Source organism: Roseovarius nubinhibens ISM (assembly GCF_000152625.1).
In the GTDB taxonomy this organism is placed as follows: domain Bacteria; phylum Pseudomonadota; class Alphaproteobacteria; order Rhodobacterales; family Rhodobacteraceae; genus Roseovarius; species Roseovarius nubinhibens.
This window is the reverse complement of the sequence record NZ_CH724156.1, coordinates 3491438-3516319: the sequence shown is the minus strand read 5'-3', so window position 1 is coordinate 3516319 and position 24882 is coordinate 3491438. Positions and strand designations below refer to the sequence as shown.

17 protein-coding genes and 2 tRNA genes are annotated in these 24882 nt (G+C 64.6%); 11 read left to right on the top strand and 8 right to left on the bottom strand.

Annotation, left to right across the window (positions count from 1 at the left end; all coding sequences use genetic code 11):
• Positions 1-59: 59 nt before the first annotated feature.
• The gene (locus ISM_RS16830; protein ID WP_009815408.1) at positions 60-2057 is read right to left on the bottom strand and encodes a CocE/NonD family hydrolase; all 1998 of its coding nucleotides are present in this window, start codon (positions 2055-2057) and stop codon (positions 60-62) included.
• Between the two features lie 547 nt (positions 2058-2604).
• Here ISM_RS16830 and ISM_RS16825 point away from each other — a divergent pair.
• Positions 2605-5391: an Rne/Rng family ribonuclease gene (locus tag ISM_RS16825; protein ID WP_009815407.1), complete on the top strand. Its 2787-nt coding sequence runs from the start codon at positions 2605-2607 to the stop codon at positions 5389-5391.
• Positions 5392-5644: 253 nt separating this feature from the next.
• On the opposite strand, the gene ISM_RS16820 is transcribed toward ISM_RS16825, so the two are convergent.
• Positions 5645-5875: a sulfurtransferase TusA family protein gene (locus ISM_RS16820; protein ID WP_009815406.1), complete on the bottom strand. Its 231-nt coding sequence runs from the start codon at positions 5873-5875 to the stop codon at positions 5645-5647.
• A 92-nt stretch (positions 5876-5967) separates the two neighbouring features.
• Here ISM_RS16820 and ISM_RS16815 point away from each other — a divergent pair, with 92 nt between their 5' ends.
• From ISM_RS16815 to ISM_RS16805, 3 genes are read left to right on the top strand one after another with little or no spacing between them, the layout of a single operon-like run.
• A complete protein-coding gene (locus tag ISM_RS16815; RefSeq protein WP_040618635.1) occupies positions 5968-6720 on the top strand; it encodes a cytochrome c biogenesis CcdA family protein in 753 nt (250 codons plus the stop codon).
• Positions 6721-6770: 50 nt separating this feature from the next.
• Positions 6771-7979 (top strand): alpha/beta hydrolase, encoded by a 1209-nt coding sequence (locus tag ISM_RS16810; protein ID WP_009815404.1) that lies wholly within the window; start codon positions 6771-6773, stop codon positions 7977-7979.
• Positions 7976-9391, top strand: coding sequence for a cytochrome P450 (locus ISM_RS16805; protein WP_040618185.1), 1416 nt, complete (start codon positions 7976-7978; stop codon positions 9389-9391). The genes ISM_RS16810 and ISM_RS16805 overlap by 4 nt, the downstream gene beginning before the upstream one ends.
• Here the strand turns inward: ISM_RS16805 and ISM_RS16800 are convergent.
• Positions 9348-10250: a LysR substrate-binding domain-containing protein gene (locus ISM_RS16800; protein ID WP_009815402.1), complete on the bottom strand. Its 903-nt coding sequence runs from the start codon at positions 10248-10250 to the stop codon at positions 9348-9350. The genes ISM_RS16805 and ISM_RS16800 overlap by 44 nt on opposite strands.
• Positions 10251-10379: 129 nt before the next feature.
• Here ISM_RS16800 and ISM_RS16795 point away from each other — a divergent pair, with 129 nt between their 5' ends.
• The 7 genes from ISM_RS16795 (at position 10380) to glnT (ending at position 19395) form a co-directional block, all read left to right on the top strand.
• Positions 10380-11555, top strand: a complete 1176-nt coding sequence (locus ISM_RS16795; RefSeq protein ID WP_040618184.1) for a pyridoxal phosphate-dependent aminotransferase — start codon at positions 10380-10382, stop codon at positions 11553-11555.
• Positions 11556-11566: 11 nt separating this feature from the next.
• On the top strand, positions 11567-13759 hold the full coding sequence (locus ISM_RS16790) for a dehydrogenase E1 component subunit alpha/beta (protein WP_009815400.1): 2193 nt from the start codon (positions 11567-11569) through the stop codon (positions 13757-13759).
• Entirely contained in the window at positions 13756-14790 is a 1035-nt protein-coding gene (locus tag ISM_RS16785; protein WP_009815399.1) for an ACP S-malonyltransferase, read from the top strand. Before ISM_RS16790 ends, ISM_RS16785 begins: the two co-directional genes overlap by 4 nt.
• 263 nt (positions 14791-15053) lie before the next feature.
• Positions 15054-15950 carry a class II glutamine amidotransferase gene (locus ISM_RS16780; protein WP_040618183.1) on the top strand — a complete coding sequence of 299 codons (897 nt, stop codon included), beginning with the start codon at positions 15054-15056 and terminating at the stop codon, positions 15948-15950.
• 1 nt (position 15951) lies between these two features.
• Positions 15952-16629, top strand: coding sequence for a GltB/FmdC/FwdC-like GXGXG domain-containing protein (locus tag ISM_RS16775; protein ID WP_009815397.1), 678 nt, complete (start codon positions 15952-15954; stop codon positions 16627-16629).
• 11 nt (positions 16630-16640) lie between these two features.
• Positions 16641-17984, top strand: a complete 1344-nt coding sequence (locus ISM_RS16770) for an FMN-binding glutamate synthase family protein (RefSeq protein WP_009815396.1) — start codon at positions 16641-16643, stop codon at positions 17982-17984.
• A 79-nt stretch (positions 17985-18063) separates the two neighbouring features.
• Positions 18064-19395 (top strand): type III glutamate--ammonia ligase, encoded by a 1332-nt coding sequence (gene glnT, locus ISM_RS16765; RefSeq protein ID WP_009815395.1) that lies wholly within the window; start codon positions 18064-18066, stop codon positions 19393-19395.
• An 84-nt stretch (positions 19396-19479) separates the two neighbouring features.
• Here the strand turns inward: glnT and ISM_RS16760 are convergent, their stop codons facing one another.
• From ISM_RS16760 to ISM_RS16740, 5 genes are all read right to left on the bottom strand, one after another.
• Entirely contained in the window at positions 19480-19857 is a 378-nt protein-coding gene (locus ISM_RS16760) for an ion channel (RefSeq protein WP_009815394.1), read from the bottom strand.
• Positions 19858-20020: 163 nt separating this feature from the next.
• A tRNA-Gly gene (locus tag ISM_RS16755) sits at positions 20021-20095 on the bottom strand.
• 152 nt (positions 20096-20247) lie between these two features.
• Positions 20248-20322 (bottom strand) — tRNA-Gly (locus ISM_RS16750).
• A 133-nt stretch (positions 20323-20455) separates the two neighbouring features.
• Complete coding sequence (locus ISM_RS16745) at positions 20456-21196, bottom strand: TerC family protein (protein WP_009815392.1); 741 nt, start codon at positions 21194-21196, stop codon at positions 20456-20458.
• Positions 21197-21307: 111 nt separating this feature from the next.
• Positions 21308-24745, bottom strand: coding sequence for a pyruvate carboxylase (locus tag ISM_RS16740; protein ID WP_009815391.1), 3438 nt, complete (start codon positions 24743-24745; stop codon positions 21308-21310).
• Between the last annotated feature and the right edge of the window lie 137 nt (positions 24746-24882).

Genomic DNA, 24882 nt, shown 5'->3' with positions numbered 1-24882 from the left:
CTGAGGGGAGGGAGCAGGGCGCCTCTGCGCCCCGCCGCTTGTGGTCTAGTTAATCTGCCTCACATCCCGTTGCGCCGGATCTTGTGCGACCATGATTTCTCATGAAAGAGCGCATCATCGACGAAACAGCGCGTGCCCGCCTCAATGTAGAAATGCGTCGCATCGCACCACATTTCGGCGCGGGTCTCGATCCGGGCATTCCAATCGTCGCGGCTGAAATGCCCCTCTTGGGTCATCACCGCGCGGGCGCTCGTCGGGTCTGATCCGATCTCATAGATCCGTTCCGAGATATCGCCGAGCTCGGTGCCGGTCTCGTCGATGCGGATGCGCCCCACCGGGCCGAACACCCCGCCATCGATCCAAGTGCGGTTGATGAGCTTGCCGCTCAGCGCATCGAACTGCCAGCCGCGCTCCATCCGGCCCTCGCGGATCTGCGTCATCGCAGGCTGGGGCGGCGCGTCGGGCGCGGGCAGGGCGCGCGGCCTGGGCGCGTCGGCCACCGCTTGGCGCAGCGGCAGCGACAGCTGCGACAGGCCGGGGGTCAGGGTGATCCTGACCGGCTCGGGGCTCGGCCAAAGGATCGGCCAATAGGCGGACGAGAGCTTGATCAGCACCCGGTGGCCCTCTGGCAGGCGATAACCCGTGGCATGAAGCAGGATCTCGGCCTCGACCGGCGTGCCGGGGCTGAGCGGTGTCACCTGCTCTGGACCGTCGAGATGCATGAGATTGGCAAAGCCCCGGGCGATCACCGTCTGCGCCCCGTCGGGGGCCTCGTCGACCAGAAGCGCGGCGAGCATCGCCTGCGGCTTGTCCGCCGCCACCCGCAGCCGAAGCCGCGCCTGACCCAGAATGTCGAGCGCCGCCTCGCAAGGCGCGCTGCGGAACTCGAGCGCCCCGGCGCCATCGAGCCTTGCATCGCCGGGCAGGTCGCCGGGCGTGGCAAAGGACATGAAATCGCCCCCCGACGCGCCATAGCTCGTCGGCGTGGTGACCGACATATCAGGGCCGGGATGCGGGCTCTGGCCCAGCACGCCATGATTGAGGTGAAAGATCTCCTCCGCCACATTGGGGCTCGGCCAGCGCGGCTCTTCGACCCAGCGGCCGGGACGCGGGTCGGGATCGTCGCCCGGAGCCGTGGCCTCGCGCAGGTAGAGCCGCAGCGGCGGCTCATCCATCAGCCCGGTGTCGCGCGCCTTCATCCAATGGTCCCACCAGCGGATGAGCTCGGCCGGGAAATCCACCTGCGGTCCCGGCGCGCCCTCATGCGGATAGAGATGCCCCCAAGGCCCGATCATCACCTTGACCGGGCTCGTGGCATGTTCCGCCATCCGAAACGGCGTGTTGCGATAGGCATCGGCCCAACCGCCAAAGATATAGGCGGGGACTTCGATATCGGCGTAATTCTCGCAGACCGACCCATGTTGCCAGAACGCGTCCCGCGTCTGATGCTCGAGCCACTCTGCCGGCCAGAACTCCGTCGCCTCGAGCCGCGCCCGCCATGTCTCGCGCCACGCGTCACCCAGGACCGCCGGATCGGGCGGCTGCGCGTTAAACAGCTGCATGATCGCGCCCCACCAGAAATTGTCGCTCATCAGGCAACCGCCCGAGAAATGGATGCATTCCGCCCAGCGGTCATCCGTCCCCATCACCGGCGCAATCGCCCGCAGCCCCTCGGGCCGCCGCGCCGCCACCTGGTAGGCGCTATAGGCGCCCCAGCTCTTGCCGAACATGCCGACCTGCCCATCGGACCACTCCTGCCCCCGGATCCAGCCGATCACGTCGCAACCGTCCTGGATCTCCTGTTCGAGATATTCGCCATGCATGAGCCCGTCACTGTCGCCCGCGCCCCGCATATCGACCCTGATCGAGGCATAGCCCGCATGCGCAAACCGCGGATGCATCGCCTCATCGCGAAGCCGCGTGCGGTCGCGCCGCCGATAGGGGATATATTCGAGAATGGTGGGAAAGGGCCCATCGCCCTCGGGCAGCCAGAGCCGTGCGGCAAGCCGCGCCCCGTCGGGCATCTCGATCCAGATGGTTTCGGTGCTGGTGACCATGCTCTCTCCTTGGCTGATCTCTTGCGGCTGATCCCTGAGGTCAGGATCCGCTTCGCGCCGCGCATTCTCGCGGCCGCTCCGGCGGCACAGTGCTGCGCCGGGCAGGGGATGCAAGCCGCCGAATTCCCCCGCGGATCCAAGCCCCCAAAGGCGCTCGGAACATTTTGCCCATTGTAATTCCTTGCAGCAACGCATTAGTGTGTGTCTATGCGCGAGAGGCCTGACCTCCGCCCATTTCTGAGTTTCGCTGTTTCAGAGACGCCCCCGGCCAGAGCCGGGCCTTCTGACACAGACCGATTGGGCCCGACATACCGGGTCACATACATGCCCAGGTCCGCAGAATTTGGCGAACCGGGTGACCGAACGGGTGCCACACGAGGCACCGGAGAAGAACCGCGATGACACGCGCGAACGGGACAAACAGGACGAGAGAGGCCGCCAGCGGTCACCGTCCACCCGCGCACGCACTCGCCCCTGACAGACACCCTGCCCAAACCGCGACCGCCCCACCCGGGCGCGCGGTTCTGCGCCGGTGCAATTGGAATACATGGCCAAGAAAATGCTTATCGATGCCACCCACGCGGAAGAAACCCGCGTCGTGGTGGTGGACGGAAACAAGGTCGAGGAATTCGATTTTGAATCTGAAAACAAACGGCAACTCGCCGGCAATATCTATCTCGCAAAGGTAACACGGGTCGAACCGTCGCTGCAGGCGGCCTTTGTCGACTATGGCGGAAACCGCCATGGTTTCCTCGCCTTTTCCGAGATCCACCCGGATTACTATCAGATCCCGGTCGCCGACCGCGAGGCGCTTCTCGAAGAGGAACGCGCCTATGCCGAGGCTCTGAAAGCCCGCGAAGAGGACGACAGCAAACCCAAACGCAGCCGCCGCTCGCGCAGCCGCTCCAAGGCCGCACAGGCCGATAATGGCGACGTGGTCGAGAGCTCGGATGTGGTGAGCGATGGCATCTCGGGGATGGAAACCATCGACCCCGAAGACAATGCCGCTCAGGACGAGGCCCAGGACGCGACCCAAGACGCGGCCCAGGATTCCGACGCGCCCATCGCGGCCCCTGAGGCCGAAGATCGCGCCGAAGATCAGTCCGACGCGCAAGCCGACGACAGCGATGACGCCGAGGACGATCTGTCCTTCGACGACGATCGTGACGACAATGGCGACGACGACAGCGACGAAGACGATGACGGCGATGACCGCGACGACGAGGACGACAGCAACGGGCGTTCGACCCGGGGCCGTGGCCGCAGCCGCCGCAAATCCGCCGCCTCCAAGGACGAGGCCATCGAATCCGTCGCAGATGATGATGACGAGGCCGACATCCGCCCGCCGCGCAAACCGCGGCCCAAGCGCTACAAGATCCAAGAGGTCATCAAGGTCCGCCAGATCCTTCTGGTGCAGGTCGTCAAGGAAGAGCGCGGCAACAAGGGCGCGGCGCTCACCACCTACCTCTCGCTCGCGGGCCGCTACTGCGTTTTGATGCCCAACACCGCCCGTGGCGGTGGCATCAGCCGCAAGATCACCAATGCCGCCGACCGCAAGAAGCTCAAGGAAATCGCCTCCGAGATCGACGTGCCCCGGGGCGCCGGTCTCATCGTCCGCACCGCGGGCGCCAAGCGGACCAAGGCCGAGATCAAGCGCGATTATGAATATCTGCAACGGCTCTGGGAACAGATCCGCGAGCTGACGCTCAAATCCATCGCGCCGGCCAAGATCTATGAAGAGGGCGACCTGATCAAACGCTCGATCCGCGACCTTTACAATCGCGACATCGACGAGGTTCTGGTCGAAGGCGAACGCGGCTACCGCATCGCCAAGGACTTCATGAAAATGATCATGCCGTCCCACGCCAAGAACGTGAAGAACTACCAAGACGCGATGCCGCTCTTCGCCCGCTATCAGGTCGAAAGCTATCTCGGCGCGATGTTCAACCCGACGGTGCAGCTCAAATCCGGTGGCTATATCGTCATCGGCGTGACCGAGGCGCTGGTCGCCATCGACGTCAACTCGGGCCGCGCCACCAAGGAAGGCTCGATCGAGGAAACCGCGCTCAAGACCAATCTCGAGGCCGCCGACGAGGTGGCCCGCCAGCTCCGCCTGCGCGATCTGGCCGGTCTCATCGTCATCGACTTCATCGACATGGATGAACGCCGCAACAACGCGGCGGTGGAAAAGCGGATGAAGGACCGGCTCAAGACCGACCGCGCCCGCATTCAGGTGAGCCGCATCTCGGGCTTTGGCCTGATGGAAATGTCGCGTCAGCGTCTGCGCCCCGGCATGATCGAGGCCACGACCCAGCCCTGCGCCGCCTGCCATGGCACCGGGCTGATCCGGTCGGATGACAACCTCGCCCTGTCGATCCTGCGTCAGATCGAAGAAGAGGGCGTGCGCCGCCGCTCGCGCGAAGTTCTGGTGAAATGCCCGGTGGCCATCGCCAACTTCCTGATGAACCAGAAACGCGAACATGTGGCCCAGATCGAAACCCGCTACGGGCTCTCGGTCCGGATCGAAGGCGATCACACGCTGATCAGCCCCGATTTCAGCCTCGAAAAGTTCAAGACCGCCACCCGTTCGGTGCCCGAGGCCACAGCGCCTGTGGTCTCCGTCGACAGCTCGATCATGGCCGATATCGACGAGGCCGAGCCGATCGAGGAGGAGGCCGAAGACAACCTGCCCGGCGGCGATGCGCCCGCCGAGACCCAGGGCGAGGATGACAAGCCCAAGAAGCGCCGCCGTCGGCGTCGCCGCCGGGGCGGCAAACGCAACGGTGACGAGGGCGACAACGGCTCTGACGGCGACAACGGCGACAACAGCGACAGCGAAGAGGCCGCCGAAGGCGACGTGACCTCCGACAAGGTCGAAGAGACTGCCGAGGCAGCCCCTGCAGAGGCCGAAGCCGAAGCGCTCGCGCCGGCAGAAAAGCCCAAGCGCAAACGCGCGCCGCGCAAGAAAAAGGTCGAGGCAGAGGCCGAGACCCCGGCAGAGGCCAAACCCGAGACTGACGGCGCAGACGCGCCCGAGGCCGAAGAAAAGCCCAAGCCCAAGCGCAAGCGCGCCCCGCGCAAGAAGAAGGAAGAGCCGGTCGACGCCGCGCCCGAGGCCGCAGAAGCGCCCGAGGCACAGCCAGAGCCGGTGGCTGAGGCTCCCGCACCGGAACCTGCACCCGCGCCGGAACCCGAGGCACAGCCCGAACCGCAGCCCGAACCCGAGCCCGCTCTGGTCGACGCCGCGCCCGAGCCCGCAGCGGCCCCCGAGGCGGCCCAGGCAGAAGAGCCGTCCAAGCCCAAGCGTCGCGGCTGGTGGTCCATGGGCCGCTAAGCTCAGGTTCCGCACAGAACAGCAAAAAGGCAGGGGAGACCCTGCCTTTTTTCATGCGCAGCGGCTCTTTCTTTACTCTGCCGCTTCTTCTGGCTCAAAATATCCCGGGGGGAGGCCGCAGGCCGGGGGGCAGCGCCCCCAAACGCGATCCGGGGAAACCCCCGCCAGCCCCTCAAAACCCGCACCGTCGCTTTACCGTCGAAATACCGACGTCCTGCCGACATGCCATTTTCCGGGGGTTCAGCGCCTCGAATCAGCCGCCAACACGCACGACAAAGCGCAGATCGCCGTTAACCTCTTGGCTCTCGACGAGCGTATGACCGGCCTCGGCACAGAAATGCGGCACGTCAATCACCGCCGCCGGATCATCCGCCAACATGGTGATCTCCGCGCCGTTTTCCAGCGATTTCAACCGCTTGCGCAGCTTGAGAACGGGCAGGGGGCAGAGCAGCCCCCGCGCATCCAAAGTGTCATTGTCGCTCATACGGCCAGTTAACCGGAACGTGACATCCTGTCCACAAACTTGTGACCGGATGTCTCATGACGCCGCCGCGCAAATACCGTATGTCTCTCCCCATGTTCGGAATAGACCTCATCGACGCCTCCCTCCTCCCCGCCATGTTTGTCGCATTGGCGGCCGGGATCATTTCGTTTCTGAGCCCCTGCGTGCTGCCCATCGTGCCGCCCTATCTGGCCTATATGAGCGGCACCACATTGGCCGATCTTTCGGCCGGGGACCGGCGGCGCAACGCGGCTGTCGTGCCGGCGATTTTCTTTGTCATGGGGCTGTCGACGATCTTTCTGATCCTCGGCTTCGCGGCCTCGGTGGCGGGCACGATGATCTTGCAATTTCAAGGCTATTTCAATGCCTTGGCGGGCATAACGGTGATGGTCTTCGGGCTGCATTTCCTGCAGATCCTGCGGCTTCCCTTCCTCAATCGCGAGGCGCGGGTGGATGCCGGGGACCGGGGCGGCTCGGCTTTTGGCGCCTATCTCCTCGGGCTCGCCTTCGCCTTTGGCTGGACGCCCTGCATCGGCCCACAGCTCGGTGCGATCCTGTCACTCGCCGCGTCCGAGGCCTCGGTGCCGCGCGGCACGGCGCTCTTGGCGGTCTATGCCATGGGGCTCGGTCTGCCCTTCATCCTCGTGGCGCTCTTCCTGCCGCGCATGGGCGGCTTCCTCGGCTGGATGAAGCGCCATATGGATGTGATCGAACGGATCATGGGCCTGCTTTTGTGGACCATCGGGCTGATGATGCTCACCGGCGGCTTCTCGGCCTTCGCCTATTGGCTGCTCGAACTTTTCCCGGCCCTCGCTCTCCTTGGTTAGGTCTTTGTCTTGCCAAACTCCTGCGCTACTCTCGGCGCTAGAGGCAGGACATGAGCAAAAGAATTTCCCGTAGGCGGGTCTTTTATATCCCCGGATATGACCCCATCCACCCGCGCCGGTACAGAGAGCTGTACCGCAAGGAATCCGCCGCGCAGGCGGAGGTGTCGGGCTATGACATCACCTTGAAACCGCAGGATAAAAACGCCTCATCAGCGCGCTATGGCTGGCAGGTCGATGCGCGGATCGAGGGTGGCGAAACCCATGCCGATATCGCGGTTCTGGTCTGGTCGGACATCGTGCGGGGCAGTATGGAACAGGGCATTCTTGCCACCTATGGTCAGCTCATCCGCACCGCCTGGACCTATATCGCTTCAGGCGCGCTCTTCCGGCTGATGCGGCTGCGCAAGGGTCCGGTGATCGCGGCGCTCTACCCGGTCGGATTTCTGATCCTGCAACTGCTCATCGCGCTCGGGCTGGCCTGGGGCGCGGGGCGTCTCCTCAGCCTGATCCACCCCTGGGCCGCTTGGGCGGGGCTCGCGCTGGTGCCGCTGGTGCTCGGTTGGTTTCGCCGCAAGGACAACCGGTTTTTCGCCTATTACCTCATGCATGATTACGCCTATTCCGCCCGTTGGCGCGGCGCGAACCCGCCCGATCTCGAGGCCCGGATGGCCGAGTTCGCGGATGAGATTGCGCAAGCTTTGCAAGAGGATAGCGATGAGGTTCTCGTCGTGGGCCACAGCTCTGGCGCGCATCTCGCAGTGTCGATCCTCGCTGATTTGATCCGCGCGGGCCGGGTGCCGGAGGGCGGGCCGGAGCTCTCATTCCTGTCGCTGGGACAGGTGGTGCCGATGGTGTCCTTCCTGCCGCGCGCCGAGCGTCTGCGCGCCGATCTCGCCTATCTCTCGACGCGAGGCGAGCTCGCTTGGGTCGATGTCACCGCGCCGGGCGATGGCTGCGCCTTTGCGCTCTGCGACCCGGTGGCGGTGTCAGGCGTGGCCCCTGAAAGTGGCAAGCGCTGGCCTCTGGTGCTCTCGGCGGCCTTCACCCAGACGCTCAGCCCCGAGCGCTGGAAAGAGCTGCGTTGGCGGTTCTTTCGCTTGCATTTTCAATATCTTTGCGCCTTTGACCGGCCGGGCGATTATGACTATTTCCGCATCACCGCGGGGCCCAAGACACTGGCCGAGCGCTTTGCCGGGCGGCAGCCGTCGCAGAGCCGGATCGAAAAGCCGGTCAACCGGTTCACGAGCACCGCCGCATGAGCGGTTGCCCGCATCTGCCGCCGAAACCCCCGGCACGTGAGGGGCGGGTGTCGCTCTGGCGCTATGCGCGGCTCTTTCGGCAGGACATCCTGTCGGCCCAGCCTGCGCGGCTATATCGCGCGTGGATGGCCGAGTTTCGCACGCCGTTTTTCCGGTCTTACCTCTGCAATCAGCCCGATCTGGTGGATCTGATCCTCAAGGGACGGCCCGATGATTTCCCGAAATCCGACCGCATTCGCGAGGGGTTGACGCCGCTGTTGGGGCAATCGGTCTTTGTCACCAATGGCGAGACATGGAAGCGGCAACGCCGGATCATCGACCCCGCCTTTGAGGGCGGGCGGCTGCGCGACACGTTTCCGGCCATGTATGCCGCGGGCGAGGCCGCCGTCGCGCGGCTCGCGCCGCAGGCTGATGGCGCGCCCAAGGATATCGAGTTTCACACGAGCCATGCCGCGGCGGATGTGATCTTTCGCACGCTGTTTTCGCTGCCCATCGAGGACGAGACCGCGAGCGAGGTCTTTGCCGCCTTCCGTGATCATCAGCGGACGCAGCCGGTTCTGAACCTCGGGGCTTTTTTGCCGCTGCCACGCTGGTTTCCCCGGTTTCACCGCCGCAGGACCCGCGAAACAGCGAGACATATCAGGGCGTTGATCACCGATCTTACGGCGCGTCGACGGGCCGAAATCGAGGCTGGGACCGCGCCGGATGATCTTGCCACCAAGATCATGACGACGCCCGATCCGGTGACGGGCAAGCGGTTCGAGACCGAGGAAATGGTCGATCAGGTGGCGATTTTCTTTTTGGCGGGGCATGAAACCAGCGCTTCGGCCTTGGCTTGGGCGCTCTATCTTCTGGCGCTCTATCCCGACTGGCAGGAGCGGCTGGCAGAGGAGGCAACAGGCGCGATGACCGGTACGAGCACGGGCGCGTTCGGCATGTCGGACATGGCCAAGCTGCGGCTGTCGCGCGATGTGTTCCGCGAGGCGCTGCGCCTTTATCCGCCGGTGCCAATGATGGTGCGCGAGGCGTCCGGGACAGAGGTTTTCCGTGATCGCGAGGTGCGCAAAGGCAGCCAGATCGTGCTCAGCGCCTGGCATCTGCACCGGCATGAACGGCTCTGGGAGCGGCCGGATGCGTTCGATCCCGACCGCTTTGCCACCGACAATGGCCGGTCCTGCCTGCGCGAGGCTTTCATGCCGTTTTCCGCCGGGCAGCGGGTCTGTCCCGGGGCGGGGTTTGCGATGATCGAAGGGCCGCTGTTGCTGTCGATGCTGCTCCGGAACTATCGCTTTGAGGTGGTCGCAGACCGGCCTGCGATGCCCGTCGCGCATCTGACGGTGCGCGGGCGCGATGGCATCTGGCTGCGCATCACGCCGCGCGGCGACGCGGCACCTGACGTCGCAACCAACTGACGAAACTCGCGGCTTCGCGGCTCGTCCCGCCAAGCGGTGTGGCGATGTGATAGCTTGCCTCTTGCGGCGAGCCGACCGCCGCGACCGCGCAGAGGCTGCCTTGGCTGAGCTCATCCTCGATCAGGTAGACCGGCAGGAGGGCGGCGCCAAGCCCTTGGAGCGCGGCGGAAATCATCAACGAGAATTGATCAAAGAGCATCCCGGCCCCGGCGCGGGTGGCATCCTGCGCCTGGGCGGCAAAGAAGCCAGCCCAGGCATCAGGCCGCGAGCTCAGCTGCAAGAGCGGCGCCTGGCAGAGATCGGCGGGCTGGCGGATGCCGTGGCGTTCGATAAAGGCGGGGGCGGCGACGGCGCGCAGGTTCTCCGGGCAGAGCGGGGTGAGCTGCGCGCCGGGCCAGTCGGCGCGGCCAAAGTGAATGGCCACGTCGCAGCGCGCCTCTTGCAGGTCAAAGGGCTCGCCCCGGCTGCTGAAGCTGAGCTGAATGTCCGGGTGACGGGCGCAGAAATCGGGCAGGCGCGGCATGAGCCAGCGCGACCCGAAGGTGGGCAGCACCGCCACCGACAGGATCGAGCCGCCATCGCCCGCCGCGACCGCCCGGCTCACGCTCTGCCGAAGCCGAGCGAGATCGCCGCCCAGGTCACGGGCAAAGCCGCGCCCCGCCGGTGTGAGCTGCACGCTGCGCCCGACCCGGGCGAAAAGCCGCGCGCCGATGAGCTCTTCAAGCTCGCGGACCTGACGGCTTATGGCGCCTTGGGTAAGGCCGAGCTCTTCGGCGGCCATGGTAAAGCTCTGATGGCGGGCGGCGGCCTCAAAGCTGCGCAGGACCGGCAGCGAGGGCAGAGGGGGTGTTTTGGCCATGGGGCGTGCTCATTCATTACAATCACTCATCAATATCGCAGGTTTGCTTGTCTTTTAAACCGTGTTTTCGCGGGCTAGACAGGGAAAGACGGCTGCCAGCGGCGGCAGGGCAAGACAGGGGAACAGGATATGAGCACGGATTTTCGCAGGGCTGAACGGCTTCAAGGGCTCGAATTGTCGGAGATCGTGCAGGTCTCCGAGGCGGCGCGGGCCATGCGCGACGCGGGCCATGACGTGATCGCGCTCAGCACGGGCGAGCCGGATTTCCCGACGCCGCCGCATGTGGTCGAGGCGGCCCATCGCGCGGCGGTCAATGGCGATACCAATTACACGCCCACCGGCGGCACAGCCAAACTGCGCGCGACCGTGGCAGAGGGCGCGGGTGTCGAGCCTGCGAATGTGGTGATCTCGACCGGGGCCAAGCAATCCATCGCCAATGCGATGCTGGCGACGCTCGATCCCGGTGACGAGGTGGTGATGCCGGTGCCGTTCTGGACGAGCTATGCCGATATCGTGCGGATGGCAGGCGGCGTGCCGGTTCTCGTGGATTGTCCGATGGAGGCCGGGTTTCGCCTGACGCCCGCGCAGCTCGAGACGGCGATCACCTCGCGCACCCGTTGGCTCATGCTCAATGCGCCGTCGAACCCGTCGGGCGCGGTCTATTCGGCCGAGGATTATGCCGGGCTGGCCGAGGTGCTCGAGCGGCATCCGCATGTGTGGATCATGGCCGACGAGATTTATGAGCATCTGAGCTTTGTGCCCTTCGTGTCCTTCCGCGAGACGGTGCCGGGGCTGCGGGACCGGACGCTGGTGATCAACGGCGTGTCCAAGGCCTATTCGATGACCGGCTGGCGGGTCGGCTGGGGCATAGGGCCTGCGCCTTTGATCAAGGCGATGACGGCGGTGCAGGGGCAGGTGACCTCGGGCGGCTCGTCCATTTCGCAGGCGGCGGCGGTGGCGGCACTGACAGGAGATCAGTCGCTGCTGGCCGAACGCAACGCTGCGATGAAGGCGCGCCGGGACCGGGTGGTGGCAGCGCTCGATGCGATGCCGGGGGTGAGCTGTCTCGTGCCGGATGGGGCGTTCTATGCCTTTCCCAATATCGAAGGCGCGATCAAGGCAGGGGGCTTTGACGAGGATGGCGTGTTCTGCAAGGCGTTGCTGGAGGCCGAGGCGCTGGCGCTGGTGCCGGGGCGGGCCTTTGGGATGCCGGGGCATCTGCGCCTGTCTTTTGCCTATGCTGATGCGCTGCTCGACGAGGGGCTCGCGCGGATGGGCCGGTTTGTCGCCGGTCTTGGCGCATAAGGGGGCGGATCATGGATCGCGCAGAGATCGTCCATCAGAATTTTCTCACCCGTGTCGGCGGCAATGACCTGCCCGAGGGGCGTGCGCCCGCTGGGCCGCTGACGCCCGAGGCGGCGGTTGGCATTTTCCGCGCCGGCTGTCTCAGCCGGGCGCTCGATCGGCAGAGCCGGGCGATGCAGAAGGCAGGGCAGGGGTTCTATACCATCGGCTCGTCCGGGCACGAGGGGATGGCGGCGGTGGCCGCCGCGCTGCGCCCGAGCGATATGGCGTTCTTGCATTACCGCGATGCGGCGTTTCAGATTGCCCGCGCCGATCAGGTGCCGGGGCAGACGATCCTGTGGGATATGGCGCTCAGTTTTGCGGCCTCGTCCGAGGACCCGATCAGCGGCGGGCGGCACAAGGTGCTGGGATCAAAGGCGCTCAACATCCCGCCGCAGACCTCGACCATCGCGAGCCATCTGCCCAAGGCGTTGGGCGTGGCCTATTCGCTCGGCATGGCGCGGCGGCGCGCGCCGGAACATCAGGCCCTGCCCGAAGACAGCATCGTTTACTGTTCCTTCGGCGATGCCTCGGCCAACCATTCGACGGCGCAGGGCGCGTTCAACACGGCGGGCTGGACCTCCTATCAATCGGTGCCTTTGCCGCTGCTGTTTGTCTGCGAAGACAATGGCATCGGCATTTCGGTCAAGACGCCCAAGGGCTGGATCGCGGCAAGCTTCGCGCAGCGGCCGGGGATCAAGTATTTCCATTGTGATGGGCTCGACATGTTCGAGACCTATCGCGTGGCGCAGGAGGCGGCAGAGTATGTGCGCACGCGGCGCAAGCCCGCCTTCCTGCATATCCGCACCGTGCGGCTCTATGGGCATGCGGGGGCGGATGTGCCGACCACCTATATGCCCAAATCCGAGGTCGAGGCGGATGAGGCCAATGATCCCTTGCTGCATTCCGTGCGGCTCCTGCGTGATGCAGGGGCGATGGCACCTGACGAGGCGCTGCGCGTCTATGTCGAGAGTTGCGACCGGGTGGTGCGGGTGGCCGATGAGGCGGTGACGCGGCCGCGGCTGCAGGATGCCAAGGGCGTGATGGCGAGCCTTGTCCCGCCGAAACGCGCCTGTCGGCCGAGCAACGGGCCGGACAGTGCAGCGCGCGAGGCGGCGTTTGGCAGCGATTTGCGGGCGATGAGCGAGCCGCAGATCATGTCGCGGCTGATCAACTGGGCGATGACCGACCTGATGCTGGAACATCCCGAGATCGCGCTGATGGGCGAGGATGTCGGACGCAAGGGCGGGGTTTACGGCGTCACGCAAAAGCTGCAATCGCGGTTCGGGCCGGACCGGGTGATCGACACGCTGCTCGACGAGCAATCCATTCTCGGGCTCGGTATCGGCATGGCGCATAACGGGTTTCTGCCGATCCCGGAGATCCAGTTTCTGGCCTATCTGCACAATGCGGAGGATCAGCTGCGCGGTGAGGCGGCGACCTTGCCGTTTTTCTCCAACGGGCAATATACCAACCCGATGGTGGTGCGGATTGCCGGGCTTGGCTATCAAAAGGGCTTTGGTGGGCATTTCCATAATGACAACTCGCTGGCCGTACTGCGCGACATTCCGGGGCTGATTTTGGCTATTCCGTCCAATGGGTTGGATGCGGCCAAGATGTTGCGGGAATGCGTGCGGCTGGCGCGGGAAGAGCAGCGGGTGGTGGTGTTTTTGGAACCCATTGCCCTCTATCCGATGCGCGATCTGCATGAAGCGGGGGATGGGGGCTGGATGTGTCGCTATCCCGATCCGTCAGAGCGCATCGCGCTGGGCGAGGTGGGCCAGCACGGCGAGGGGCGCGATCTGGCGATCGTGACTTTTGGCAATGGCACGTATCTGTCGACCAAGGCGGCTCAACAGCTTGAACGCGAGGGCATAAGCACGCGGGTCATTGATCTGCGCTGGATTTCGCCGCTGCCCGAAGAGGCGCTGCGCGCGGCGCTCGAGGGGGTGAAAAACGTGTTGATCGTCGATGAGACGCGGCACTCGGGCGGGGTGGCCGAGGCGCTGATGGCGTTTTGTGCCGAAAATCTCGACGTGCCCTTTGCTCGCGAGACGGCGGAGGACAGCTTTATCGCGACGGGTCCGGCCTATGCTGTAACCATGCCCTCGGACGTCGGTATCGCGTCGGTGGCGAAATCGCTGGTGAAAGGGGGGGCGAAATGACCAAGGCGGTTGTCATCTGTCCGGGGCGCGGCACCTATAACAAAGCCGAGCTTGGCTATCTGGGGCGGCATTTTCCCGATGCGGCGCTGCTCGATCAGTTCGACCGGCGGCGGGCCGAGCGCGGCGAGGAGACGCTGCGCGATCTCGACGGGGCCGAGCGGTTTTCGATGGCGCGGCACACGCGGGGCGACAATGCCTCGGGGCTCATCTATGCGGCGAGCCTCGGGGATTATCTCAGCATCGATCGCGACCGGATCGAGATCGTCGCGGTCACCGGCAATTCGATGGGCTGGTATTCCGCCCTGGCCCTGGCCGGGGCGCTGAGCCCGCAGGACGGGTTCGAGCTGGTCAACACGATGGGCGCCTTCATGCAGGAGGCAATGATCGGCGGGCAGCTGGTCTATCCGGTGACGGGGACCGATTGGGTGCCCGATGCGGCGCGGCGCGAGGAGGTGCTGGCGCTGGTCGCAGAGATCGACGGGCGGGCCGGGCATGTCTTGGGCATTTCCATCGATCTCGGCGGGATGCTGGTGCTTGCGGGCGACAAAGCGGGGCTCGCTGCGTTCGAGGCCGAGGCCGCCCCGCTGGAAGGACGCTATCCGATGAGGCTGGCCAATCACGCCGGGTTCCATTCGGCGCTGCAAGAGCCGGTGGCGGCGCGGGGGCGGGCGGCGCTCGCGTCCGAGATGTTTGGCCAGCCGGAGCTGCCGATGATCGACGGGCGCGGCGCGATCTGGTGGCCGGGGGCCTGCGACCGCGCGGCGCTGCATGGCTATACGCTCGGCCATCAGGTGACCGAGACCTATGATTTCGCCCGTGCGATCAAGGTGGCCGCGCGCGAGTTCGCGCCGGATCTTTTCATCGTGCCGGGGCCGGGGACCACGCTCGGCGGGGCGGTGGCGCAATCGCTCATCGCGGCGGGCTGGCGCGGCATGGCGAGCAAGGAAGATTTCAAGACCCGTCAGGAGGCCGAACCGCTTCTGGTGTCGATGGGGATGGAGACACAACGCGGGCTCGCCACCGGGCGGTAAAGCGCGCGTCATGGGGACAAGATCAGACAGGCCGGGCAAATGTCCGGCCTGAATTTTGTGCGAAATCCGATAGATCGCCCGATGGGGCAAAAAATTGATCGCGCCGGGGGTTGGGAACCATTGACAACCGGTCCGGCTTGATTCTACCTTGGTAAAAAAATGTTCCCCAGAGGAAAATACAGAAATCTGCGGAGCGCCCACTGACCCGGAGGGCAGGGCTTGGCCAAGGGCCACACTGTCCGCGTATAACGAAGGAGCACAAGATGTGCGGAATTGTCGGTTTGTTCTTGAAAGACCGGTCGCTTGAACCCCAGCTGGGGGCGCTTCTGACCGATATGCTGATCACCATGACGGATCGCGGCCCGGACAGCGCCGGCATCGCGATCTATGCGCAGAACGCGGGCGACACGGCCAAGCTGACGGTGCAATCCGCCACGCCGGATGAGGCGTTCGACGGGCTGGCCGACAAGCTCGGCACGGCGATTGGCGCCAAGGCCACGATTGAGCGGCGTGACAGCCATGCGGTGCTCAGCATGCCGCGCGAAAAGCTCGACGAGGCGCGGGGCTATCTGCGGGCGAGCCATCCGGATCTGCGCATCATGAGCAGCGGCGACGCGGTGGAAATCTACAAGGAAGTGGGCCTGCCCAAGGATGTGGCCGAGCGGTTCTCGCTCAGCGCGATGCAGGGCAGCCATGGCATCGGTCACACCCGGATGGCCACCGAATCCGCCGTGACCACCGATGGCGCCCATCCCTATTCGACCGGCGCCGATCAGTGCCTCGTGCACAACGGCTCGCTGTCGAACCACAATTCGCTGCGCCGCAAACTGCGCCGCAACGGGATCGAGTTCGAAAGCCAGAACGACACCGAGGTGGGCGCCGCCTATCTCACCTGGAAAATGCAGCAGGGCGCGAGCCTTGGTGAAGCGCTTGAGGCGGGGCTCGAGGATCTCGACGGGTTCTACACCTTTGTGGTGGGCACCAAGGACGGGTTTGGCGTGGTCCGTGACCCGATCGCCTGCAAGCCTGCCGTGCTGGCCGAGACCGACCGCTATGTGGCCTTCGGGTCGGAATACCGGGCACTGGTCAACCTGCCGGGGATCGAAGACGCCAAGGTCTGGGAACCCGAACCCGCAACCGTTTACTTCTGGAGCCACTGATATGCAGACCATCGACCTCGAGGCCACCGGCCTGCGCGAGATGAACAGCGCCCTGCAGGCGCAAGCGAAAGACACCAACCAGACGGCCTGGGAGATCGTCAACCCGCGCGGGGCACATGCGATTGCCGTGGGTCTCGATGCGCCGATCGACGTCGCGGTGCGCGGCTCTACGGGCTATTACTGTGCCGGGATGAACAAGCAGGCCACGGTGCGCGTCGACGGCTCGGCCGGGCCGGGCGTGGCCGAGAACATGATGTCGGGCACGGTCGTCATTGAAGGCGACGCCAGCCAATATGCCGGGGCCACCGGCCATGGCGGCACGCTGGTGATCAAGGGCAATGCCAGCTCGCGCTGCGGGATCTCGATGAAGGGGATCGACATCGTGGTGCATGGCAATGTCGGCCATATGTCGGCCTTCATGGCGCAATCCGGCAATCTCGTCGTCTGCGGCGATGCCGGTGAGGCGCTGGGCGACTCGATCTACGAGGCGCGGCTCTTCGTGCGCGGATCGGTCAAATCGCTGGGCGCGGATTGCATCGAAAAAGAGATGCGGCCCGAGCATCTGGAGATCCTCGCGGAGCTTCTGGAGCGCGGCGGCTGTGACGCCAAGCCGGAAGAGTTCAAGCGCTATGGCTCGGCTCGGCAGCTCTATAATTTCAACATCGACAACGCATATTGAGGGGCAGGATCATGGCCAAAGACGACAGCAGCGCACCGCGCACCGAACCGATCCAGTCCTGGACCTTTTCGAAGAATATCAACGCCGAGATCCGCCGGGCGGCGGCGACCGGCATCTATGACATCCGCGGCGGGGGCGCGAAACGCCGGGTGCCGCATTTCGACGATCTGCTGTTTCTCGGCGCGTCGATCTCGCGCTATCCGCTCGAAGGCTATCGCGAGAAATGCGACACGCGGGTGACGCTCGGCACGCGCTATGCCAAGAAGCCGATTGAGCTCGATATTCCGGTGACCATTGCCGGCATGAGTTTTGGCGCGCTGTCCGGTCCGGCCAAGGAGGCGCTCGGCCGGGGAGCGACGCTGGCGGGCACCTCGACCACCACGGGCGATGGCGGCATGACGCCGGAAGAGCGCGGGCATTCCAAGAAGCTCGTCTATCAATATCTGCCGTCGCGCTATGGGATGAACCCGGACGATCTGCGCAAGGCCGATGCGATCGAAGTGGTCGTGGGCCAGGGCGCCAAGCCGGGCGGCGGCGGGATGCTGCTCGGTCAGAAGATTTCCGACCGGGTCGCCGAGATGCGCAACCTGCCCAAGGGGATCGACCAGCGGTCGGCCTGCCGTCACCCCGACTGGACCGGGCCGGACGATCTCGAGATCAAGATCCTCGAGCTGCGCGAGATCACCAATTGGGAAAAGCCGATCTATGTCAAAGTGGGCGGCGCGCGGCCCTATTACGACACGACGCTGGCGGTCAAGGCCGGGGCGGATGTGGTCGTTCTCGACGGGATGCAGGGCGGCACGGCGGCGACGCAGGATGTGTTCATCGAACATGTCGGGCAGCCGATCCTCGCCTGTATCCGCGACGCGGTGCAAGCGCTGCAGGATCTCGACATGCACCGCGAGGTGCAGCTCATCGTGTCGGGCGGTATCCGCAGCGGCGCGGATGTGGCCAAGGCGCTGGCGCTTGGGGCGGATGCGGTGGCCATTGGCACCGCGGCGCTCATCGCGCTGGGCGACAATGATCCGCGTTGGGAAGAAGAGTATCAGCGGCTCGGCACCACGACCGGGGCCTATGACGACTGGCACGAGGGCCGTGACCCGGCCGGGATCACCACGCAGGATCCCGAGCTCATGGCGCGGTTCGATCCCATCGAGGGCGGTCGGCGGCTCAACAACTACCTCAAGGTCATGACGCTCGAGGCGCAGACCTTGGCGCGGGCCTGCGGCAAGAGCCATGTTCACAATCTCGAGCCCGAGGATCTCGTGGCTCTGACCATGGAGGCCGCCGCCATGGCGCGGGTGCCGCTGTCGGGGACCGATTGGTGGCCCGGCAAGCCCGGCACCGGCTTCTGACCGACACGCGATCCGGACCTGCCCCGCAATGACGGGGCAGGCTGCTTTAAAAATATAAGAGATGACAGGGAGTACCTAAATGACACGTGATCTGGCGAAATATGCCAAGGAGAAGGGGATCAAATATTACATGATCTCTTTCACAGATCTCTTTGGCGCGCAGCGGGCCAAGCTGGTCCCGGCTCAGGCCATCGCCGATATGCAAGAAGACGGGGCCGGGTTCGCGGGCTTTGCCACATGGCTCGATCTGACGCCCGCGCATCCCGATATGCTCGCCGTGCCGGACCCGGAGGCGGTGATCCAGCTGCCCTGGAACCCCGAGCTCGCCTGGGTGCCGGGCAATTGCGTGATGGGCGGCAAGGATCTTGCCCAAGCGCCGCGCAACGTGCTGCGCCGTCTGATCAAGGAGGCCGCCGACGAGGGGCTTCACATCAAGACCGGGATCGAGGCCGAGTATTTCATCATGACGCCCGACGGTCATGCGATCTCGGATGAATATGACACTGCCGAAAAGCCTTGCTACGACCAGCAGGCAATCATGCGGCGGCTGCATGTGGTGCAGGAAATCTGCGACTATATGCTCGATCTCGGCTGGGGCCCGTATCAGAACGATCACGAGGACGCCAACGGCCAGTATGAGATGAACTGGGAGTTCGACGACGCGCTGGCGACCGCCGACAAGCACAGTTTCTTCAAGTTCATGACCAAATCCGTGGCCGAGAAACATGGGCTGCGGGCCACGTTCATGCCGAAACCCGTCGAGGGGCTGACCGGCAATGGCTGTCACGCGCATATCTCGGTCTGGGACGCGCCGGGCGACAAGGCCAAGCGCAATGTTTTTGCCACCGACAAGGGCGAAGGCCCGACCGGCGAGCTTGGCCTGAGTGAGCAGGGCAAGTATTTCCTCGGCGGGATCATGAAACATGCGAGCGCCCTGGCGGCGATCACCAACCCGACGGTCAACAGCTACAAGCGGATCAACGCGCCGCGCACCACCTCGGGGGCCACCTGGGCGCCCAACACGGTGACATGGACCGGCAACAACCGCACCCATATGGTGCGGGTGCCAGGGCCGGGCCGGTTCGAGCTGCGGCTGCCGGATGGGGCGGTGAACCCCTATCTGTTGCAGGCGGTGATCATCGCGGCGGGGCTTGACGGAATCCGCACCAAGGCCGATCCGGGCAAGCGCCATGACATCGACATGTATGCCGAAGGGCACAAGGTGCGCGGCGCGCCGAAACTGCCGCTCAACATGCTGGATGCGCTGCGCGAATATGACAAGGACAAGCAGCTCAAATCCATGATGGGCGAAGAGTTCTCGGCGGCCTTCCTCAAGCTCAAGCATCAGGAATGGAACGCTTATTGCCGCCATTTCAGCGAGTGGGAACGCGCCAACACGCTCGATATCTGATCCCCGACCCACTGGTCCCACTGGGCGCGGCCTTCGGGCTGCGCCTTTTTTATGGGGCTGTCGGGTTTGATGCGCGGTGAGAGCTCAGTCGTCATCCTGCCCGACCGGGCCGAGCTGCCGGTAGCGGGTCTGGCGCAGGGTTTCGACCAGCATGGCGGTGAGAAAGCCGAAGATCATCAGCCCATTGGCCGCGGCGAGCCCCCCCAGAAGCCGCCAGGGCTGTGGCAGGAGCACATCGCCAAAGCCCAGCGTGGTAAAGGCCACGAGGGCGAAATAGACGGCGCCTTCAAAGCTCTCGAACACGTCGAGCCGCCAGAAGACCACGGCCCAGATCCAGATCGAAAGCGTCATCATGCAGAGCACCCAGAGCATCGCCACCAGCAGCACAGCGGCCAGTTTGAGCCCGTAGGGCGGGTGAATTATCCACGGATGGGTGCGGCGCAGAACCATTTCCAACAGCATCTAGGACATGGAGGCGAGGAGCGCGGTGGCGGCGAGCAGGGCGCTTCCGATCAGGAGTTGCAGGACCATGGGGCTATCCGTCCGTTGACAGGCCGCGGGGGGCGGGGTGTCGGAAAGGTAGCGCGGTGGGGTGGGATGGAAAGTGCTGAGGGGGGGATCGAAATGGAGCGGGTGATGAGATTCGAACTCACGACATTTACCTTGGCAAGGTAACGCTCTACCCCTGAGCTACACCCGCATCCGTTTCGTGAGCCGTGATGTACAAAGACTGGCGCGGGGCTGCAAGTGCAAATTTGCGAGGGATTTCAAAATCCTTCACGGCGCAGGTAAGCCACGGCGAACGCCCGCCAAGGCGGTCATTTCAGTCAGCTTTTTGGGGAGGTTTCGAAATGGAGCGGGTGATGAGATTCGAACTCACGACATTTACCTTGGCAAGGTAACGCTCTACCCCTGAGCTACACCCGCGTCCGTTTCGTGAGCCGTGATGTATAAATTCTCGGCGTGGGCTGCAAGGGAAAAGCGCGGGGGCGGGCCATTTTTTTTCGCGAGGCTTTCACCTCTCAGACGCCCGCCCAACCGGCAATTTCGCGATGCGGTATTACGTCGGTATCCCGTCGGCATCACGACGGCGCTTGCGTTGGCGCAAAAGGTTGAGCCCTTCGACCGCGCCGCCGAACACCATGGCGGCATAGATGAAGCCGCGTTCGACGTGATAATGGAAGCCGTCGGCCACCAGCGCCATGCCCACCATGACGAGAAAGGCGAGGGCGAGCATCTTGGTGCTCGGGTGTTTGGCGACGAAATCCGAGATCGGCACGGCGGCGATCATCATCACCGCGATGGCCACGACCACGGCGGCGATCATCACCTCGATATGATCGGCGATGCCGACGGCGGTGATCACGCTGTCGATGGAGAAGACGAGATCAAGGATCATGATCTGGACGATGACGTTGAGAAAGACCGCCTTGACCACGCGTTCTTCGGCAGTGTGGAGGTGGTCGCCCTCGACCTCGTCGAAGATCTCGGTGGCGGCCTTGTAGATCAGGAAGAGACCGCCGGCGATCAGGATCAGGTCACGCCAGGACATTTCCCAGCCCCAGAGATCGGCGATGGGTTTCGACAGGCCGACGATCCAGGCGATGGAGAACAGGAGCGCCACGCGCAGCACCAGCGCCCCGGCGAGGCCCAGAGTGCGGGCGCGGGCGCGCTGCGCTTCGGGGAGCTTGGCGGCGGCGATGGAGATAAAGATCACGTTGTCCACGCCGAGCACGATCTCGAGAATGGTGAGGGTAAAGAAAGAGGCCCAGACGGCCGGATCGTTCAGTAGTTCGAGCATGTCATGTCCCGACAAGAAAAAAGGATGCGCCAATCACAAGATTGACGCATCCCCGCAGAAATCAAGCTCTGCCAAGAAATACTCCGGGGCTGTGGCGCCCCGGAGAAGGTCTCATTCCAGCTCGACCATGAGGTCCTTGGCGTCGATCTGACCGCCGGGCTGAACATGCACGGCTTTGACCACCGCGTCGCGTTCGGCATAGATGCCGGTTTCCATCTTCATCGCCTCGATGGTGAGCAGGAGATCGTCCTGCTTGACCTTCTGGCCGACGCTGACCGCGACCGAGGACACCACGCCGGGCATCGGCGCGCCGATGTGGTCGGGGTTGCCGAGCTCGGCCTTGGGGCGGGCGGCGGTCTGGGCCTTGACCAGACGGTTCGGCACGCGGATGACGCGCGGCTGGCCGTTCAGTTCGAAGAAGACGCGCACTTCGCCGTCTTCCTGGGTTTCGCCCACCGCCTGCAGCAGGATTTCGAGCGTCTTGCCGGGGTCGATTTCGACGCTGATCTCTTCGCCGGGCTCCATGCCGTAGAAGAAGGTCTTGGTCGGCAGGGTGCGGACCGGGCCATAGGTCCGGTGGCGGCCCATGTAGTCGAGGAAGACCTTGGGATACATGAGGTAGCCGTTGAGATCCTCGTCGTCGATCTCCTTGCCCTCGAGCAGCTCGCGCAGTTCCTGACGCTTGGCGTCGAGATCGACGGGCGGCAGATGCGCGCCGGGGCGGTCGGTGTTGGGGGCTTCGCCCTTGAGCACCTTTTGCACGATGCTTTCGGGGAAGCCGCCGGGGGGCTGGCCGAGGTTGCCGCGCATCATGTCGACCACCGAATCCGGGAAGGCGAGATCGGTGTCGGGGTTTTCCACGTCGTGACGGGTGAGGCCCTGGCTCACCATCAGGAGGGCCATGTCGCCGACCACCTTGGAGGAGGGGGTCACCTTGACGATGTCGCCGAACATCTGATTCACATCGGCATAGGTGCGGGCGATCTCGGGCCATTTCTCTTCGAGACCGAGCGAGCGGGCCTGCGCCTTGAGGTTGGTGAACTGACCGCCGGGCATCTCGTGGAGATAGACCTCGGAGGCGGGGGCCTGCAGACCGCTTTCAAAGGCCACATATTGGGCGCGGACATGTTCCCAGTAATCCGACATTTCGCGGATACGTTCGCGGGACATCCCGGTGTCGCGCTTGGTATGGGCCAGGGCTTCGACGATCGAGCCGAGACAGGGCTGGGACGTGCCGCCCGAGAAGGCGTCCATCGCCGCATCGACCGCGTCGACGCCCGCGTCGGAGGCGGCGAGGATCGTGGCGCCCGCGATGCCGCTGGTGTCGTGGGTGTGGAAATGGACGGGAATGTCGATTTCCTCTTTCAGCGCCTTGACGAGCACCCGCGCCGCTTCGGGTTTCAGGAGGCCCGCCATGTCCTTGAGCCCAAGGATATGCGCGCCGGCCGACTGCATCTCCTTGGCCATCGAGACGTAATATTTGAGGTCATATTTGGCGCGGTTCGGGTCGAGGATATCGCCGGTGTAGCAGATCGTGCCTTCGCAGATCTTGCCGCTGTCGATCACCGCATCCATCGCGACGCGCATGTTTTCGACCCAGTTGAGACTGTCGAAGACGCGGAATACATCGACGCCGGTCTTGGCGGCCTGACGGACGAATTCCTGCACCACATTGTCGGGATAGTTGGTGTAGCCGACGCCGTTGGAGGCGCGCAGCAGCATCTGGGTCAGCAGGTTCGGCATGGCGGCGCGCAGCTCGCGCAGGCGCTGCCAGGGGCATTCCTGCAAGAAGCGATAGGCCACGTCAAAGGTCGCACCGCCCCAGCATTCGACCGAGAAGAGCTCGGGCAGGTTGGCGGCATAGGCGGGGGCGGCCTTGATCATGTCGATCGAGCGCATCCGCGTCGCCAAGAGCGACTGATGCCCGTCGCGCATGGTGGTGTCGGTGAGCAGGAGCCGCTCCTGCGCCAGCATCCAGTCGGCCACCGCCTTGGCGCCCTTGGCGTCGAGCAGGGTCTTGGTGCCGTCCTTGGGCGCGCCTTGCAGTGCCGGCGGCTTGGGCAGCTTGGCCTCGGCGGGCACCGGGCGGCCTTCGGTCTCGGGATGGCCGTTGACGGTGATGTCGGCGATATAGGTCAGCACCTTGGTGCCGCGGTCGCGACGCTTGGAGAATTTGAACAGGTCCGGCGTCGTGTCGATGAATTTCGTGGTGTATTCATTGCTGAGGAAGGTCGGGTGTTTCAGCAGGTTTTCCACGAAGGCGATGTTGGTGCTCACGCCGCGAATACGGAATTCGCGCAGCGCCCGATCCATCCGGGCAATCGCCGCCTCGGGGGTCTGGGCATGCGCGGTGATCTTGACCAGCAGACTGTCGTAATAGCGGGTGATCACGCCGCCCGCATAGGCGGTGCCGCCGTCGAGACGGATGCCCATGCCGGTGGCCGAGCGATAGGCGGTGATGCGGCCGTAATCGGGGATGAAGTTGTTCTGCGGGTCCTCGGTGGTGATCCGGGTCTGCAGCGCGTGGCCGTTGAGACGGATGTCGTCCTGGCTCTCCTTGCGGGTGGCCTCGGCCAGGGTCTTGCCTTCGGCGATCTTGATCTGGGCCTGCACGATGTCGATGCCGGTGACCTCTTCGGTCACGGTATGTTCGACCTGAACGCGCGGGTTGACCTCGATGAAGTAGAATTCGCCGCTGTCCATATCCATCAGGAATTCGACGGTGCCGGCGCATTCGTAATTCACATGTTTGCAGATCTTGTAGCCAAGCTCGCAGATCTCGGCGCGCTGGGCCTCGCTCAGATAGGGGGCGGGGGCGCGTTCGACGACCTTCTGGTTGCGGCGCTGGACCGAGCAGTCGCGTTCAAAGAGGTGGTACATGTTGCCATGTTTGTCGCCGAGGATCTGGACCTCGACATGGCGGGCGCGCAGGATCATCTTTTCGAGATAGCCCTCGCCATTGCCAAAGGCGGCTTCGGCCTCGCGGCGGCCTTCGAGCACCTTTTCCACCAGCTCATCGGGGCCGTTGATCGGGCGCATGCCGCGTCCGCCGCCGCCCCAGGAGGCCTTGAGCATCAAGGGATAGCCGACCTCTTCGGCCTCGCGGGCGATGGCCTCCATATCGTCGCCGAGCACCTCGGTGGCGGGGATGACCGGCACGCCGGCCTCGATGGCCACGCGGCGGGCGCTGGCCTTGTCGCCAAGGGCGCGCATGGTTTCGGCCTTGGGGCCGATGAAGGTGATGCCGTTGGCCTCGCAGGCGTCGACGAAATCGGGGTTCTCGGAGAGCAGACCATAGCCCGGGTGGATCGCGTCGGCGCCCGATTCCTTGGCGACGCGGATGATTTCATCGATGCTCAGATAGGCGGCCACTGGCCCGAGACCGGCCCCGATGCGATAGGCCTCGTCCGCCTTGAAGCGGTGCAAGCCGAGCTTGTCCTCTTCGGCGAAGACGGCCACGGTGCGTTTGCCCATTTCATTGGCGGCTCGCATGATCCGGATGGCAATCTCACCACGGTTGGCAACAAGGATTTTCTTGAAATCACTCACGGGCGGGTCCCTTTCGTTTGTCTGGGCTGTTCGCGTCGCGCGAACGGTCCTGGGGTCATCTTGCCGCGCTGCAGCGCGGCTGACGGGCACTTTGTAGGAATTGTGAAAGGTTTACGCAATCCCGACCGAATCTTTCT

What these genes read in the sequence shown, in the direction of transcription:
- ISM_RS16770 (WP_009815396.1), top strand. Translation starts at nt 16,641, where the DNA reads ATGGCCAAAGACGACAGCAGCGCACCGCGCACCGAACCGATCCAGTCC.
- ISM_RS16790 (WP_009815400.1), top strand. Translation starts at nt 11,567, where the DNA reads ATGGATCGCGCAGAGATCGTCCATCAGAATTTTCTCACCCGTGTCGGC.
- ISM_RS16830 (WP_009815408.1), bottom strand. Translation starts at nt 2,057, where the DNA reads ATGGTCACCAGCACCGAAACCATCTGGATCGAGATGCCCGACGGGGCG.
- ISM_RS16775 (WP_009815397.1), top strand. Translation starts at nt 15,952, where the DNA reads ATGCAGACCATCGACCTCGAGGCCACCGGCCTGCGCGAGATGAACAGC.
- ISM_RS16820 (WP_009815406.1), bottom strand. Translation starts at nt 5,875, where the DNA reads ATGAGCGACAATGACACTTTGGATGCGCGGGGGCTGCTCTGCCCCCTG.
- ISM_RS16780 (WP_040618183.1), top strand. Translation starts at nt 15,054, where the DNA reads ATGTGCGGAATTGTCGGTTTGTTCTTGAAAGACCGGTCGCTTGAACCC.
- ISM_RS16785 (WP_009815399.1), top strand. Translation starts at nt 13,756, where the DNA reads ATGACCAAGGCGGTTGTCATCTGTCCGGGGCGCGGCACCTATAACAAA.
- ISM_RS16760 (WP_009815394.1), bottom strand. Translation starts at nt 19,857, where the DNA reads ATGCTGTTGGAAATGGTTCTGCGCCGCACCCATCCGTGGATAATTCAC.
- glnT (WP_009815395.1), top strand. Translation starts at nt 18,064, where the DNA reads ATGACACGTGATCTGGCGAAATATGCCAAGGAGAAGGGGATCAAATAT.
- ISM_RS16745 (WP_009815392.1), bottom strand. Translation starts at nt 21,196, where the DNA reads ATGCTCGAACTACTGAACGATCCGGCCGTCTGGGCCTCTTTCTTTACC.
- ISM_RS16800 (WP_009815402.1), bottom strand. Translation starts at nt 10,250, where the DNA reads ATGGCCAAAACACCCCCTCTGCCCTCGCTGCCGGTCCTGCGCAGCTTT.
- ISM_RS16825 (WP_009815407.1), top strand. Translation starts at nt 2,605, where the DNA reads ATGGCCAAGAAAATGCTTATCGATGCCACCCACGCGGAAGAAACCCGC.
- ISM_RS16815 (WP_040618635.1), top strand. Translation starts at nt 5,968, where the DNA reads ATGTTCGGAATAGACCTCATCGACGCCTCCCTCCTCCCCGCCATGTTT.
- ISM_RS16810 (WP_009815404.1), top strand. Translation starts at nt 6,771, where the DNA reads ATGAGCAAAAGAATTTCCCGTAGGCGGGTCTTTTATATCCCCGGATAT.
- ISM_RS16795 (WP_040618184.1), top strand. Translation starts at nt 10,380, where the DNA reads ATGAGCACGGATTTTCGCAGGGCTGAACGGCTTCAAGGGCTCGAATTG.
- ISM_RS16805 (WP_040618185.1), top strand. Translation starts at nt 7,976, where the DNA reads ATGAGCGGTTGCCCGCATCTGCCGCCGAAACCCCCGGCACGTGAGGGG.